This window comes from Saccharospirillum sp. ABV4_185 (assembly GCF_056159245.1).
In genome coordinates, this window is the sequence record NZ_JBSWUW010000002.1 from 92,252 (window position 1) to 106,852 (window position 14,601).

Below are 14,601 nucleotides of genomic sequence, written 5' to 3' on the forward strand. Positions count from 1 at the left end.
AATGAGGTAAGCATGCTGTTTCTCTCCCGCCGCCAGGACTGGTTTGGCAATCTGCGTGGCGATGTGCTCGCCGGTATCGTCGTCGCGCTGGCGCTGATTCCTGAGGCCATCGCCTTCTCCACCATCGCTGGTGTTGACCCGAAAGTCGGCCTTTATGCGTCTTTTTGTATCGCGGTGATCACCGCCATTACCGGCGGCAGACCGGGCATGATTTCAGCGGCCACCGGTGCTATGGCGTTGCTGATGGTGACACTGGTGAAAGATCACGGCCTGCAGTATCTGCTGGCGGCCACCTTGTTAACCGGTGTGCTGCAAATTATCGCCGGTTATTTGCGGTTGGGTTCACTGATGCGCTTTGTGTCACGCTCTGTAGTGACCGGCTTTGTCAATGCGCTGGCGATTCTGATCTTTATGGCTCAGTTACCGGAACTGACTAATGTGACCTGGCATGTCTACGCGGTCACGGCCGCAGGCTTGGGCATCATTTACGGCTTCCCCTATCTGAACAAAACGATTCCGTCGCCACTGGTGACTATTTTGTTTTTGACCGGTGTGGCGATCTGGCTGGATCTGGACATTCGCACCGTCGGTGATCTGGGCCAGTTGCCGGATTCACTGCCGGTGTTTTTATGGCCGCAAGTGCCGCTGAATTTCGAAACGCTGGCGATCATCTTTCCCTATTCTGCCAGTCTGGCGGTCGTCGGTTTGCTGGAATCGCTGATGACCGCAACCATCGTCGATGATCTCACCGATACCAGCAGCGACCGAAACCGTGAATGCAAGGCCCAGGGTTTGGCGAACCTGGGCGCAGGTGTACTCGGCGGTATGGCCGGCTGCGCCATGATTGGTCAGTCAGTCATCAACGTGAAATCCGGCGGCCGGGGACGTTTATCGACGCTGATCGCCGGTGTGGTGTTATTGCTGCTGGTGGTGTTTTTGAAAGACTGGGTATCGATGATTCCCATGGCGGCGCTGGTCGCGGTGATGATCATGGTGTCCATCGGTACCTTTAACTGGGGGTCGGTGCGCGATTTGAAACGGCTGCCACTGTCGACCAACCTGGTGATGATCGTGACCGTCGTGGTGGTGGTCTGGACCCACAACCTGGCCTATGGTGTGCTCGCCGGCGTACTGTTGGCGAGCCTGTTCTTTGCCAACAAGGTCGGCCACTTTATGTACGTGCGTTCGGATTACGATGCCGACAGCGATACCCGCCGCTATGCCGTGGTCGGTCAGGTGTTTTTCAGCTCGGCGGAGAAATTTATCGCCTCCTTCGATTACAAAGAGGCGGTTGACCGGGTGGTGATCGATCTGCAACGCGCGCATTTTTGGGACATCACCGCGGTCGGCGCGCTCGATAAAGCGGTGATCAAGTTCCGTCGCGAAGGCGCGCAGGTCGAGGTGATTGGTCTGAACGAGGCCAGCGAAACCATCGTCGACCGTTTTGGCGTACACGACAAACCCGATGAAATCGACAAGGTATTGGGAGCCCACTGATGGCCAATGACATCAACAATAACAACAAGAATGGCAAAATTTTAACCTGCATCGACGCGTCCCAGTTCAGCGCTGCGGTGTGCGATTACGCCGCCTGGATTCATCGCCGCACTCAGGCGCCGGTGCAGCTGCTGCACAATTTAGAGCAGGGCCCGGCGGTGGTACCGAGTGATCTTAGCGGTGCTATTGGTCTGGGCAGTCGCGAAACCTTAATGCAGGAACTGACTGACGTCGAAGCCGAACGCAGCCGCCTGATGCTGGAACAGGGCAAATTGATGTTGAACGCGGCGCGTGACCGGCTGCAACAGGCCGGCGTGGTCGAGTCGGAGATGAAGCAGCGTCATGGTGGTTTGACCGAATCGCTGATCGAGCTGGAAGACGATATTCGCGTGCTGGTGTTGGGCATTCGTGGCGAAGAGCGGGGCGACGATGACCGTCATCTCGGCGGCCATCTGGAGAGCATTCTGCGCTCGCTGCACAAGCCGGTGCTGGTGGTGAACAACGACTTCCAGGAACCCAAGCGCGTCATGCTGGCTTACGACGGCAGCGATGCCTCGGGCAAGGCGCTGGACATGCTTGCCAACCGACCGCTGTTTACCGGCCTGGAAGTGCATCTGGTGACCGTCGGCGAAGATCCGGCCACGGCCCAGGCGTTGCAGCAGGCGGCGACGTTAAAACTTCGTGAAGCGGGCTTGAATGTCACCGCAGTGACACTCGATGGCAAACCCAGTGACGAGCTGGTGCGCTATCAGTCCGAGCACGACATCGACCTGACCTTGATGGGCGCGTTCAGCCACACCCGGCTGCGCGATCTGGTGCTGGGCAGCCTGACGGTGAAGATGCTGCTGCGCGCAAATAAGCCGTTGCTGTTGTTGCGTTAAGTTAAAAGGTTACGTTAATTCGCTGCGTCAGTCCTCTTGCTCCGGCGGGTCCGCCCGCCACACCTTGAACAGATAGACGTACAGACAGATCACCAGGGCGGTAGCCAGAGCCGTTGCCAGCCAGGACGGTTGTTCAATCAGCTCCGGGTTGACCGTCAGCCCCAGTCCGCCCAGGGTGAAGACCTGCTGCGGCATTAACCATCGTTTGCGTGGCCGGGGTTTGAACGATAACCGTAAGGTAAAATGCAGCGCCATTGGCACGGCCGCAACGATGACACCCCACCAGGGTCGCGTCGCTTCGCTGAGCAACACTTCCAGCAATGAAACCAGCAACGATAAACCGAGCAGTGTCTGATAGAAGGTCACAAACCGCTGCATCATCGCGCCACCTCCAGGCGGTTGAGCAGGTCATCGATGTCATCGGCGACGATCAGACTTGTGGTCAGATCGGACCAGGCAAATTCGGCGCTGATCATGCGCTCGATCATCGCCAGCAGCGGATCGTAATAGCCGTTGAGATTGAGCAGCGCTATGGGTTTGTGGTGATAGCCCAACATGCGCCAGGTCCAGACTTCGAACAGCTCTTCCATGGTGCCCGGGCCGCCGGGCAGGGCGATAAAGGCGTCAGCCTCGCCAGAGAGAATGGCTTTGCGTTCATGCATGGTGTCGACCACGTGCAACTGAGTCAGACCGTCGTGGGCGACTTCTTTCGAGACCAGAGCCTTGGGAATGGCGCCGATCACCTCGCGGCCACCGGCCAGAACGCTATCGGCTACAGCGCCCATCAGTCCGACCTTGGCGCCGCCATAGACCAGGTCGTGACCGCGCTGCGCCATGCGTTCGCCAAGCCGGCGCGCCGACCGAATAAAGTCCGGGTCCAACCCAGGTTTGGAGCCGCAAAATACCGTAATATGCATCGCTGATTCCTCAGTGCACCCTGATGATTTATCGGCTCGCCATGGTAACGCAAGCCAGGGGCCGTGCAGAGGCTATCATTGAAAAGGCATCTTATTTAAAGGCGTTAGCATGCCCATCGAACCCTTTGTGGAGCTGGCCTGTCCGCTGGACGGCGAGCCGTTAACCAAGCACGACAAACGTTGGGTCTGCCCGCAGGGCCACAGTTACGACCAAGCTCGCCAGGGCTATGTGAACCTGCTGCCGGTACAGCACAAACGCTCCAAAGATCCGGGTGATTCCAAGGCCATGGTCGCTGCCCGCCAGCGCTTCCTGGCGACGGGGCATTATCAGTCAGTGGGGGAATTAATCGCCCGGCTGTGCCGCCCGAGCCCGCTGCAGGATACCGATTTCACTATCCTCGATGCTGGCTGTGGTGAAGGTTATTACCTGCGTCAATTTGCTGAACTGGTGCCGGAATCGATGCCAGTGAAGATGGTCGGGCTCGATATTTCCAAGGATGCCGTTCTGGCTGCGGCGAAACAGGATAAGCGTGAGACCTGGGTGGTGGGTACCAATGCGCACCTGCCGATTCAAAACGCCAGCCTGGATCGGTTGTTGTGCGTTTTTGGGTTTCCGGTCGCCAGCGAATTTGCCCGCGTACTGAAACCCGGCGGCCGCCTGATACAGGTCGATCCGGGACCGGCGCATCTGCGTGAATTGCGTGCACTGCTCTACGATCAGGTGGATCAATCGGAAGCGCCCAAAGTACCCGTGCTGGATGGTTTTCAGTTGGTCGAAGAAGCTGAAGTCAGCTATCTGTTTCAACTCGACAGCGCCCAGCAGATTGAGGATTTATTGGCGATGACACCTCATGGTCATAGGGCGCCGGCCGAGGGTAAGGCGAGAGTAGCAACATTGGCGTCGTTGGATGTAACGGCTGAAGTGTTTGTGAGGGTGTATGAGCTTTCGGCGAAGTAGTTCTTGGAGCAAATAAGCGCTGGGTTGCCAGCGCTCTTATCTAACCAGAAGATCAGAATTGACGGACCAGGCCGATTTGGAAAAGTGTTTCCGTTGGCTGCATAACACTTTTGGACGGAGGGTCGTTGTCATACTGCTCTTCACTGTACAGTGTTCGGCTCCAATCCATTCTCAGTTGGCTGTGGTTTCCGATGGGCAGAGCCGTCCCTAAACCAAAACGGATGCCGGAGTGAGACGTATCTGAATCTATATTTTCTTCAGGGAAGCCGTCTTCAGTTTCGCTGTAGTTATAATTGGCCAACTGAAAACCGATTCGACCGTAGATTTCAACAGCGCCGACTTGCTTGCCCATTAAAGCAGCAACACCAAAACTGGATGTCTGCTCTACCAAGGTTTCATCGCCGTCGACACTCTGTTCGAATTTTGCCGTGGATAGTTGAGCGTTGGTCTCTACTGCGGCGAACAAACTTGAATTCAGGTTAAGACGATAGCCGCCGAACAGTGATGCGGCCGGACCTGAACCTGCCAAGTCTGTACTGAAATCCTCTAAGCCCTCTTCTTTGAGGGTATCGGTGTATTGAACATCGGACCAACCCAGTCCACCCCCTAAATAAAACCCACTGGCATCGGCATAAGTAGAGCAGCCAGCTAGTAGGACAGAACAGATCAACAGCTTTTTCATAGTCATTCCTTTGATTGTTAAGTGGCGTGTCACTCGCCCCTGAGTGACGCAGCGTATTAGAGTGGCTTTCTTCTTGTTGGTCAATAAATTGACGAATTTGCTTTGCTCTGGTGACGGTAATCAGTAATTCAGGACGAGGGTTTGGTCAATCAAGTGCATTAAAAAACCGGCACTGGGCCGGTTTTAGATGCGTGACTGTAATAACGCCTGCTATTTAGCCTGCCTTCGCCAGTGCTACCGCATCCGGCCCGGCCGGGAACCTCAGCTTGCTGGTGGTGTCGGTGCTGGCGCGCCAGACGCCTTCGGCGACATCGATGGCTTCGGTAACCACTGACGAAACCCCAAAGCTGGCGAAGATCTGTTCAGCAAAGGGCGCATAGGGTTCGGTAACCAGACCGGCCATGCGCTCGGCGCCGTTGGCGGCAAATTGGGTGGAGGGGCCGTAGCCCGGTTCGACCAGTTTGACCTGGATGTTGAACTCAGCCAGTTCCAGCGCCAGTGATTCGGTAAAGCCTTCGATGGCGGTTTTACTCGCGGTGTAGACCGCCACCAGCGGGAAGGGCGCCAGCGTTGCGCTGGAGGTGACGTTAACGATCACGCCACTGCGTCGCTCGCGAAACTGGGGCAGAACGGCCTGAACCATCGCCATGACGCCGAAGGTGTTGGTCTCGAAAATGTCGCGCACCGTGGCCATAGGCGTGGCTTCAAACGCGCCGAACAGGCCAAGACCGGCGTTGTTGACCAGGACATCGATGGGACCGGCTTCCTGCAACGCAGCGGCGATGCTGGCCGGATCGGTGACATCCAGAGCGATAACGTGCATCCGCGGCGATTGCGGTAGTAGCTCCGGGCGCGGTGTGCGCATGGTGGCGATCACCTGCCAGCCCTGGTCGTGAAAGTAGTGCGCCGTTTCCAGGCCGTAGCCTGACGAGCAGCCGGTAATCAGTACGGTTTTCATCTTGAGTGCCCTCTGTTGGTTGGATGGCCATACGATAGCCAGCAGCGACAGGACTTGCTACGATCCAAAGTCCGCAATTAATTGGCGTAAGTCCGGTTATGGTCGATCCACTCTCCGAAGTCATCAATCTGCTGCAACCGCGCGCCGTGTTCAGCAAGATCATCAGTGGCGCGGGTGCTTGGGCGGTGCGTTACGCCGCCTTTGAACAGCCGACTTTCAGTGCGGTGCTGGAAGGGCGCTGTCGGCTGCAGGTGGACGGTCAGCCGGAAATTGAACTGGTCGCCGGCGACTTTGTGTTGATGCCAGCGACGCCGGGTTTTGTGATGTCAGGTTATGACGCTGACGAGCCTGCCTTTGTCGATCCGAAATTGATGCCGTCGCCTCAGGGTGAAGTCCGCCATGGTCGTCAGGACGGGCCGGCTGAGGTGCGTATGCTGGGCGGCAGCTTTGTGTTTGGTTCCCAGGATGCGTCCTTGCTGGTGTCTCTGTTGCCGACCTTGCTGCACGTGCGTGAGGTATCGCGGTTAGCGACCCTGGTGCAGTTGGTGCGGGACGAATCATTGGCACAACGACCGGGGCGAGAACACGTACTGGGCAATCTGGTGGAGGTGTTACTGGTGGAAGCGCTGCGCGCCAATTCGGCGGAGAATGCACCGGTGGGTTTGTTGCGGGGTTTGGCAGATACCAAGTTGGCAGTGGCGATGCGCGCGCTGCATGCTGATCCGGCCCGCTCCTGGACGGTCGAGGAATTAGCGGCCACGGCGGCGTTATCGCGTTCGGCCTTTTTTGAGCGGTTCAGCCGCGCGGTCGGTGTGCCGCCGATGGAATATCTGCTGGCCTGGCGCATGTCGCTGGCCAAAGACTTATTGCGCCGGCCGGATAGCGCCATCGCCACGGTGGCGCAGCGCGTCGGTTACGGTTCCGCCAGTACTTTCAGCACCGCTTTCAGTCGCCATGTCGGCATGCCGCCGGGTCGCTTTGCGAAGTTGCAATAAACCTTCGACCATAAAAAAACCGGCCCTGAGGCCGGTTTTTTGTGTCGAGCGTAAAACGCTGGATCAGAGCACCAATCGACGCACGTCCGCCAGTACCTGAGTCAGGTAGGTGGTGAACTTGGCGGCGTCGGCACCGTTGACCGCCTTGTGGTCGTAGGACAACGACAGCGGTGTGAAGGTGCGCGGTACGAACTCTTTGCCGGTCCAGAAAGGTTTTACCTGGTTTTTGGAAACACCCAGGATGGCCACTTCCGGCGCGTTGACGATCGGCGTAAAGGCAGTGCCGCCCAGGCCGCCGAGGCTGGAGACGCTGAAGCAGCCGCCTTTCATCTCGTCGGCTTTGACCTTGCCATCGCGACCGCGTTTGGCGAAGTCGATGATCTCTTCGGCAATCTGCCAGATCGACTTCTTGTCGGCGTCTTTGATCACCGGAACGATCAGGCCGTTCGGGGTGTCGACGGCGACACCGATGTTGACGTAGTGCTTCTGCACATAACGCTTGCCATCGGCCATCAGCGAGACGTTGAAGTTCGGAAACTCGACCAGAGCAGCGGCGCAGGCTTTAACGATAAAGGCCAGCGGACTGATCTTGACGCCGCGTTTTTCCATTTCCGGTTTCAGCGAGTTGCGGAAAGCTTCGGTATCGGTGACATCGGCTTCGTCGAACTGGGTGACATGCGGAATGTTGACCCAGTTGCGCCACATATTGGCCGCAGTAATCTGCTGAATCCGGCTGAGTTCTTTGATTTCCACTTCACCGAATTTGCTGTAGTCCTGATCCGGAATGGCCGGAATACCAGAACCGCCCGTCGCGGCACCCGGTTCCTGAATGCGCTTTTTCACCCAGGCAGCGACGTCGTCTTTGACGATGCGGCCTTTCGGACCAGAGCCAGGAACCAGCGCCAGATCGACACCGAATTCGCGCGCCAGCTTGCGTACTGCAGGGCCGGCGTGAACCTTCTTCGACGGCTGCGTCAGTTCGCCTTCGTGAGCGCTGGCGAGCGTCGGTGCTTCCGGTTCAGCCGCGGCTTTCGGCGCCGGCTTGGACTCTTCTTTGGCCGCCGGAGCAGACGCCGCCGGAGCCGATTCACTGCCGCCGCTGGTCTTGATTTCGATCAGCACGGTGCCTTCGGAGACGTCGTCGCCGACGTTCACCTTGACCGACAGCACTTCACCAGCGGCATCGGACGGTACGTCCATGCTGGCTTTGTCGGATTCCAGCGTGACCAGGGTGTCTTCCTCGGCAATGGTATCGCCGGCTTTGACGTGCACTTCGATGACGCTGGCTTTGTCCATACCGATGTCCGGTACCTTGACTTCGCGCTTCTCGCCACCGCTGCTTGACGGTGCTGCGGCCGGAGCTGATTCACCACTGGACGCAGTTTCTTTGCTGCCACCGGCGGTTTTGACTTCGATCAGCACCGTGCCTTCGGAGATATCGTCGCCTTCTTTAACCTTCACCGAGACCACTTCACCAGCGACGTCAGACGGCACATCCATACTGGCTTTGTCGGACTCCAGCGTCACCAGTGCGTCTTCTTCGGCGATGGTGTCGCCGACCTTGACGTGCACTTCGATGATGCTGGCCGAATCCATACCAATATCCGGTACTTTGACAGCCTGCACTTCGCCACCGCCTTTGCTGGCCGGTGCCGCTTCTGGTTCGGCTTTGGATTCTGTCTTTGACTCTGACTCTGTTTCGGCCGGAGCGTCGTCGGCCTGGCTGTCGCCAGCGCCTTCAACTTCCAGATACAGAATCTCGTCACCTTCGGAGACAGAATCGCCTTCTTTGACTTTGATCTCTGTGATCTTGCCGCCTTTGGACGCAGGTACGTCCATGGACGCCTTGTCCGACTCCAACACGATCAGGGTGTCGTCCTCGGCGATAACATCGCCGGGCTTGACGCTGATTTCGATGATGGTCGCCGCGTCCATTCCCAGGTCGGGTACCTTGATAATTTCAGTTGCCATGATGACTCCTCAATTCCTCAACCGACTCAGGCGATGACCGGATTGGGTTTGTTCGGGTCCAGCTTGAATTGCTTGATCGCCTTGGTGACTTCACTGGCTTCAACGCTGCCTTCTTCGACCAGCGCTTTCAGGGCGGCGACCACAATCCAGTAACGGTTCACCTCAAAGAAGTGACGCAGCTGGGCGCGCGAATCACTGCGGCCAAAGCCGTCGGTGCCCAGAACGTGGTACGACTGGGGAACCCACTGACGGATCTGGTTGGCGTAGTTTTTCATGTAATCGCTGGCGGCAACGATCGGGCCGCGACGGCTTTCCAGCATCTCGGTGACGTAGGCCTTTCGCGGCTTGTCTTCCGGGTGCAGCATGTTCCAGCGCTCAACGTCCTGACCATCGCGAGTCAGTTCGTTGTAGCTGGTGACCGCCCAGACATCGGCTTGTACACCGAAGTCGTCACGCAGCATTTCTGCAGCGGCACGGACTTCCTGCATGATGGAACCGGAGCCGAACAGTTGCACGGCTTTCTTGCCTTTCTTGACGCCATCTTCGAGCAAGTACATACCGCGCTTGATGCCTTCAACCATCTGCGGTTCGAGGCCCGGGTTGTGGTAGTTCTCGTTCAGGGTGGTGATGTAGTAGAAGACGTTTTCGTTGTCTTCAACCATACGCTTCATACCATCCTGAATGATGGTGACCACTTCGTAGCCGTAGCTGCAGTCGTAGGACACGCAGTTCGGAACGGTGCCGGCCAGAATGTGGCTGTGACCATCCTGGTGCTGCAGGCCTTCGCCGTTCAGGGTGGTGCGGCCAGAAGTCGCGCCGATCAGGAAGCCGCGCGCCTGTTGGTCGCCCGCCGCCCAGCACAGATCGCCAACGCGCTGGAAGCCGAACATGGAGTAGAAGGCGTAGAACGGAATCAGCTGACGGTTGTAGGTGCTGTACGCAGTGGCGGCGGCAATCCAGGAGCTCATGGCGCCGGATTCGTTAATGCCTTCCTGCAGAATCTGACCTTTAACGTCTTCTTTGTACCACATGACCTGACCCTTATCCTGAGGGATATAGAGCTGGCCATTGGGCGAGTAGATGCCGTACTGACGGAACAGACCTTCCATACCAAAGGTGCGCGCTTCATCGGGCACGATGGGCACGATGCGATCGCCGATTTCCTTGTCTTTAAGCAGGTTGGAAATCATCCGCACGAACGACATGGTGGTGGAAATCTCGCGGTCGCCGCTGTCTTTGGTCAGAGACTCAAAAGATTCCAGTGTTGGAACTTTGAGGCTTTCTTTCGCTTCCTGACGACGCATCGGCAGGTAGCCACCGAGGTTGTTGCGGTGGTTACGGATGTACTGCATTTCCGGGCTGTTTTCGTCCGGACGGTAGAAGGGGATTTTGCCCGCTTCCAGGTCTTCGTCGGAGATCGGCACGCCGCAAGTATCGCGGAAGGCTTTCAACGCATCGACGTCGAGCTTCTTCAGCTGGTGACTGGCGTTCTTGCCTTCACCGGCTTCCAGGCCGTAACCCTTAACGGTGTGCGCCAGGATAACGGTCGGCTGACCGTTGTTGTCGCTGACGGCGCGTTGGAAGGCCGCGAAGACTTTGTACGGATCGTGGCCACCGCGGTTCAGACGATAGATATCGTCATCGCTCATGTCCTTGACCATTTCGGCCAGTTCAGGGTATTTGCCGAAGAAGTGTTCGCGGGTGTAAGCGCCGCCATGGGCTTTACAGGCTTGCAGCTCACCGTCGACGATTTCGTCCATGCGCTTCTGCAGAATGCCTTTGGAGTCTTTGGCGAACAGCTTGTCCCAATGACGACCCCAAACGACTTTGATGACGTTCCAGCCGGCACCGCGGAACACGCCTTCCAGTTCCTGGATGATCTTGCCGTTACCACGGACCGGACCGTCCAGACGCTGGAGGTTGCAGTTGACGATAAAGTTCAGGTTGTCGAGGTGTTCACGACCGGCCAGGGCGATGGCGCCCAGTGATTCCGGCTCGTCGGTTTCACCGTCGCCGAGGAAGGCCCAGACACGGCCGCCTTTTTCGATTTCACCGCGGTTTTCCAGGTAACGCATAACGTGCGCCTGGTAGATTGCCTGGATCGGACCCAGACCCATGGAAACGGTCGGGAACTGCCAGTAGTCCGGCATCAGCCAGGGGTGGGGGTAAGACGACAGACCTTTGCCATCGACTTCGCGACGGAAGTTATCGAGCTGATCTTCACTGAGGCGGCCTTCGACAAAAGAACGCGCGTAGATGCCCGGCGAGATATGGCCCTGGAAGTAAACCATGTCGCCCGGATGGGTGTCGGTCGGGGCGCGCCAGAAATGGTTGAAGCCCATGTCGTACAGGGTAGCGGACGACTGGAACGAAGAAATATGGCCGCCCAGGTCATCGCCGGATTTGTTGGCGCGAACCACCATGGCGACGGCGTTCCAACGAATCATGGCACGGATTTTCCGCTCCATATCGTTATCGCCCGGGTACTTGGGTTCATCTTCCAGATTGATGGTGTTGCGGAACGGGGTGTTCAGCGCAAAAGGAACGTCCGGTCCGCTTTGAGTGATGTTGTCGGACAGACGCTTGAGCAGAAATTGGGCGCGGTCGGTGCCTTCTTCACGCATGACCGACGCCAGGGCGTCGAGCCATTCCTGCGTTTCAATTGGATCGATATCGTTTGCCATAAAGTTCAGACCTCTTCCCCTTTTGGGTTGAATCCTCAACGAGTTGAGTCGGTTGACGATCGCCACACTTTTTTGAGTTTTGGACGACCGGCCTGTTGAAAAACGTTGCTGTCACTTTAGCCGAATTTATCGGCTGCGCGGATCCTGCGGCGAAGTAACATCAGTCAGCGAAATTTCGCTTTTTTCATCCCTTAGATGCACAAACGGCAGCCATGGTGGCTGCCGTCGGTTACCTGAAATTCTATCGGTGCGCCTTTTTACAGGATATTACCGACACTGACAATCTTCAGGGTGTTGGTGCCACCATGAACGCCTTCGTGATCGCCGTAGCTTAAGATCACCAGGTCGCCGTCTTTAACGATGTCGCGTTTTTTCAGTTCGTCCACGGCCAGACGATTAATCTGATCGTTGGGCACACTGTGAATGTCGAACGGCACCGCTTCAACACCACGGTACAGCGCCACACGGCGCGCGGTGGTGTCGTGACGGGTCATCGCATAGATCGGCATGCCGGAGCTGATGCGTGACATCCAACGCGGTGTCGCACCGGATTCGGTCATGCAGATGATCGCCTTAACACCACGCAGGTGGTTCGCAGCGTACATCACTGACATGGCGATGCTTTCGTCGATGCGATGGAACTCTGTGTTCACACGGTGGCGCGACTGCGTCGTCAGCGGGTGTTTTTCCGCACCCAGACAGACGTCATGCATGGCTTTGACCGTCTCTACCGGGTAAGCACCGGCGGCGGTTTCGGCCGAGCACATAACGGCATCGGTACCGTCGAGCACAGCGTTGGCGACGTCGAACACTTCCGCCCGGGTCGGGAACGGATTGTCGATCATCGATTCCATCATCTGAGTGGCGGTGATGACCACGCGATCCAGCGTACGGGCGCGTTTGATGATGTGCTTCTGCACGCTGATCAAGGCCGGATCGCCAATTTCCACACCCAGGTCACCACGGGCCACCATGACCACATCCGACGCCAGAATGATCTGGTCGAGCGTTTCGTGGTTGAGAGTGGCTTCGGCGCGTTCCAGTTTGGCAACCACTTCAGCGGTAGAACCGGCAGCGGCCAGCAATTGGCGCGCTTCGTTCATGTCTTCGGCGTTGCGCGGGAAGGAAACGGCGATGTAATCGACGCCGATTTCAGCGGCGGTCTTGATGTCTTCTTTGTCTTTGTCGGTGAGCGCCTTGGCGGACAAACCACCACCGAGCTTGTTGATGCCTTTGTTGTTCGACAGCGGACCACCCTGGATAACGGTGGTGTGTACTGCGCTGCCTTCGACTTTCTCGACCTTGACCTTAACGCGGCCATCGTCGAGCAGGTAGATGTCGCCCGGCTTGCTGTCTTGCGCCAGCGCCGGGTAGTCGATACCAACGCGAGTGTTGTCGCCAGCGGTTTTGTCGAAACCGACATCGAGAATAAAAGCCTGACCGTCTTCGAGTTGGACCTTGGTGTCCTTGAAGCGGGCAATGCGAATTTTCGGGCCTTGGAGGTCGCCTAAAATGGCAACGGAACGGCCGTGCTTGGCAGCAATTTCACGGACCGCGTTAGCGCGGCCTTTGTGATCATCGGCGCTGCCGTGGGAAAAATTCAGTCGAACCACATTGGCGCCGGCCAGAATCAGCTTTTCCAGCATGCCGGGCTTATCGGTCGCAGGACCTAAGGTGGTTACGATCTTGGTGCGTCTCATCGTCATGAAGAGTCTCTTGTTATGCTTCGCCGCCGAATGAGCGGGTCATTATAACGAAAAAAGCCCGGACCGGGTCCGGGCTCTTATAAATGGGCTTACTTGGCGTTCATCAGGGCAACGGTGTTGTCCAGCATACGGTTGGAGAAGCCCCATTCGTTGTCATACCAGGACATTACCTTAACCAGACGGCCCTGGACGCGGGTTTGAGTCGCGTCGAAGCTGGAGCTGTACGGGTTGTGGTTGAAGTCGGTGGAGACCAGTGGTTCTTCGTTGACAGCCAGCACAGACGCCAGTTTCGGATCGGCGGCGATGGCGTCAGCGATCACCTTGTTGATTTCTTCAACGCTGGTGTCGCGGCTGGCGGTGAAGCTCAGATCGACCAGAGAGACGTTGGCGGTCGGTACGCGGATGGACAGGCCGTCGAACTTGCCCTGCAGTTCCGGAACCACCAGGCCAGTAGCCGCAGCGGCGCCGGTTTTGGTCGGGATCATGTTCAGGGCGGCAGCGCGGGCACGGTACAGGTCGGAGTGATACACATCGCTCAGACGCTGGTCGTTGGTGTAGGAGTGAATGGTGGTCATCAGACCACTTTCGATGCCGACGCTGTCGTTCAGTACCTTGGCAACCGGTGCCAGGCAGTTGGTGGTGCAAGACGCGTTAGAGATAACGGTCATGTCTGACGTCAGCACGCTGTCGTTAACGCCATAAACCACGGTGGCGTCTACTTCTTTGCCCGGAGCAGAGATGATGACTTTCTTGGCGCCGGCGGTGATGTGCTTGCTGGCATCGGCCTTGGTGGCGAAGAAACCGGTGCACTCATAGACCACGTCGATTTTCAGCTCGGCCCACGGCAGGTTGGCCGGGTCGCGCTCAGAGCAGGTGATGATCTTGTCGCCGTTGACGTACAGCGCTTCGTTGTCGTAATCGACCTTGGCATTGAAACGACCGTGAACGGTGTCGTACTTGGTCAGGTGAGCATTGGTCTTGGAGTCGCCCAGATCGTTGATGGCAACGATTTCGATAGGGTAGTCCTTACCATCCTGCTTGGCTTCGTACAGAGCTTTCAGGACATTCCGGCCGATGCGGCCATAGCCATTAATCGCAACGCGTATCTTGGACATTTTGTGCTCCTCTAAGCGTGATTAGGCGGTTTTTGCGCCACCGCCGTTCGAAGTGCGAGTCGAGGTCGGGCGGGGCCGGACATCGTCTCTTAAGCTTGGCTGTTGTTGTGCGATCGTTGCCGGCCTGTTGTCGACTTTGATCGTCTGGTTATGTTGTAGCTTATTTACATCGTTATACAACAAAGCGGCCGCATTCTGCCACCGATCAGCCAGATTGAACAGCAGTTTGTAGTTTTA

The 14,601-nt window shown here is 57.3% G+C and carries 12 protein-coding genes; 4 read left to right on the top strand and 8 right to left on the bottom strand.

Annotated elements, in window-relative coordinates:
• Positions 1-12 precede the first annotated feature (12 nt).
• Together ACXAE6_RS17575 and ACXAE6_RS17580 are read left to right on the top strand one after the other, a co-directional pair.
• Complete coding sequence (locus ACXAE6_RS17575; protein ID WP_475152149.1) at positions 13-1,497, top strand: SulP family inorganic anion transporter; 1,485 nt, start codon at positions 13-15, stop codon at positions 1,495-1,497.
• Positions 1,497-2,378 (top strand): universal stress protein, encoded by an 882-nt coding sequence (locus tag ACXAE6_RS17580; protein WP_475152151.1) that lies wholly within the window; start codon positions 1,497-1,499, stop codon positions 2,376-2,378. Before ACXAE6_RS17575 ends, ACXAE6_RS17580 begins: the two co-directional genes overlap by 1 nt.
• A gap of 27 nt (positions 2,379-2,405) precedes the next feature.
• Here the strand turns inward: ACXAE6_RS17580 and ACXAE6_RS17585 are convergent, their stop codons facing one another.
• Both ACXAE6_RS17585 and ACXAE6_RS17590 read right to left on the bottom strand, forming a co-directional pair.
• Complete coding sequence (locus ACXAE6_RS17585) at positions 2,406-2,759, bottom strand: hypothetical protein (RefSeq protein ID WP_475152157.1); 354 nt, start codon at positions 2,757-2,759, stop codon at positions 2,406-2,408.
• Positions 2,756-3,295 (bottom strand): LOG family protein, encoded by a 540-nt coding sequence (locus ACXAE6_RS17590; RefSeq protein ID WP_475152162.1) that lies wholly within the window; start codon positions 3,293-3,295, stop codon positions 2,756-2,758. The genes ACXAE6_RS17585 and ACXAE6_RS17590 overlap by 4 nt, the downstream gene beginning before the upstream one ends.
• A gap of 109 nt (positions 3,296-3,404) precedes the next feature.
• On the opposite strand from ACXAE6_RS17590, the gene ACXAE6_RS17595 reads away from it, so the two are divergent.
• A complete protein-coding gene (locus tag ACXAE6_RS17595) occupies positions 3,405-4,253 on the top strand; it encodes a putative RNA methyltransferase (protein WP_475152167.1) in 849 nt (282 codons plus the stop codon).
• A gap of 52 nt (positions 4,254-4,305) precedes the next feature.
• Here the strand turns inward: ACXAE6_RS17595 and ACXAE6_RS17600 are convergent, their stop codons facing one another.
• Positions 4,306-4,935: an outer membrane beta-barrel protein gene (locus ACXAE6_RS17600; RefSeq protein ID WP_475152173.1), complete on the bottom strand. Its 630-nt coding sequence runs from the start codon at positions 4,933-4,935 to the stop codon at positions 4,306-4,308.
• A 214-nt stretch (positions 4,936-5,149) separates the two neighbouring features.
• The gene (locus ACXAE6_RS17605; protein ID WP_475152178.1) at positions 5,150-5,893 is read right to left on the bottom strand and encodes an SDR family oxidoreductase; all 744 of its coding nucleotides are present in this window, start codon (positions 5,891-5,893) and stop codon (positions 5,150-5,152) included.
• A gap of 98 nt (positions 5,894-5,991) precedes the next feature.
• Here ACXAE6_RS17605 and ACXAE6_RS17610 point away from each other — a divergent pair, with 98 nt between their 5' ends.
• A complete protein-coding gene (locus ACXAE6_RS17610) occupies positions 5,992-6,888 on the top strand; it encodes an AraC family transcriptional regulator (protein ID WP_475152184.1) in 897 nt (298 codons plus the stop codon).
• A gap of 63 nt (positions 6,889-6,951) precedes the next feature.
• On the opposite strand, the gene aceF is transcribed toward ACXAE6_RS17610, so the two are convergent.
• The 4 genes from aceF to gap form a co-directional block, all read right to left on the bottom strand.
• Entirely contained in the window at positions 6,952-8,859 is a 1,908-nt protein-coding gene (aceF, locus tag ACXAE6_RS17615; protein WP_475152188.1) for a pyruvate dehydrogenase complex dihydrolipoyllysine-residue acetyltransferase, read from the bottom strand.
• A gap of 26 nt (positions 8,860-8,885) precedes the next feature.
• Positions 8,886-11,543: a pyruvate dehydrogenase (acetyl-transferring), homodimeric type gene (gene aceE / locus ACXAE6_RS17620; protein WP_475152195.1), complete on the bottom strand. Its 2,658-nt coding sequence runs from the start codon at positions 11,541-11,543 to the stop codon at positions 8,886-8,888.
• A gap of 257 nt (positions 11,544-11,800) precedes the next feature.
• The gene (gene pyk, locus ACXAE6_RS17625) at positions 11,801-13,243 is read right to left on the bottom strand and encodes a pyruvate kinase (protein WP_475152568.1); all 1,443 of its coding nucleotides are present in this window, start codon (positions 13,241-13,243) and stop codon (positions 11,801-11,803) included.
• A 95-nt stretch (positions 13,244-13,338) separates the two neighbouring features.
• Positions 13,339-14,364, bottom strand: coding sequence for a type I glyceraldehyde-3-phosphate dehydrogenase (gene gap / locus ACXAE6_RS17630; protein ID WP_475152201.1), 1,026 nt, complete (start codon positions 14,362-14,364; stop codon positions 13,339-13,341).
• Positions 14,365-14,601 lie beyond the last annotated feature (237 nt).

Bases quoted from the DNA above. Each gene is read 5' to 3' on its own strand.
- ACXAE6_RS17575 (WP_475152149.1), top strand. From the start codon at position 13: ATGCTGTTTCTCTCCCGCCGCCAGGACTGGTTTGGCAATCTGCGTGGC.
- ACXAE6_RS17580 (WP_475152151.1), top strand. From the start codon at position 1,497: ATGGCCAATGACATCAACAATAACAACAAGAATGGCAAAATTTTAACC.
- ACXAE6_RS17585 (WP_475152157.1), bottom strand. From the start codon at position 2,759: ATGATGCAGCGGTTTGTGACCTTCTATCAGACACTGCTCGGTTTATCG.
- ACXAE6_RS17590 (WP_475152162.1), bottom strand. From the start codon at position 3,295: ATGCATATTACGGTATTTTGCGGCTCCAAACCTGGGTTGGACCCGGAC.
- ACXAE6_RS17595 (WP_475152167.1), top strand. From the start codon at position 3,405: ATGCCCATCGAACCCTTTGTGGAGCTGGCCTGTCCGCTGGACGGCGAG.
- ACXAE6_RS17600 (WP_475152173.1), bottom strand. From the start codon at position 4,935: ATGAAAAAGCTGTTGATCTGTTCTGTCCTACTAGCTGGCTGCTCTACT.
- ACXAE6_RS17605 (WP_475152178.1), bottom strand. From the start codon at position 5,893: ATGAAAACCGTACTGATTACCGGCTGCTCGTCAGGCTACGGCCTGGAA.
- ACXAE6_RS17610 (WP_475152184.1), top strand. From the start codon at position 5,992: ATGGTCGATCCACTCTCCGAAGTCATCAATCTGCTGCAACCGCGCGCC.
- aceF (WP_475152188.1), bottom strand. From the start codon at position 8,859: ATGGCAACTGAAATTATCAAGGTACCCGACCTGGGAATGGACGCGGCG.
- aceE (WP_475152195.1), bottom strand. From the start codon at position 11,543: ATGGCAAACGATATCGATCCAATTGAAACGCAGGAATGGCTCGACGCC.
- pyk (WP_475152568.1), bottom strand. From the start codon at position 13,243: ATGAGACGCACCAAGATCGTAACCACCTTAGGTCCTGCGACCGATAAG.
- gap (WP_475152201.1), bottom strand. From the start codon at position 14,364: ATGTCCAAGATACGCGTTGCGATTAATGGCTATGGCCGCATCGGCCGG.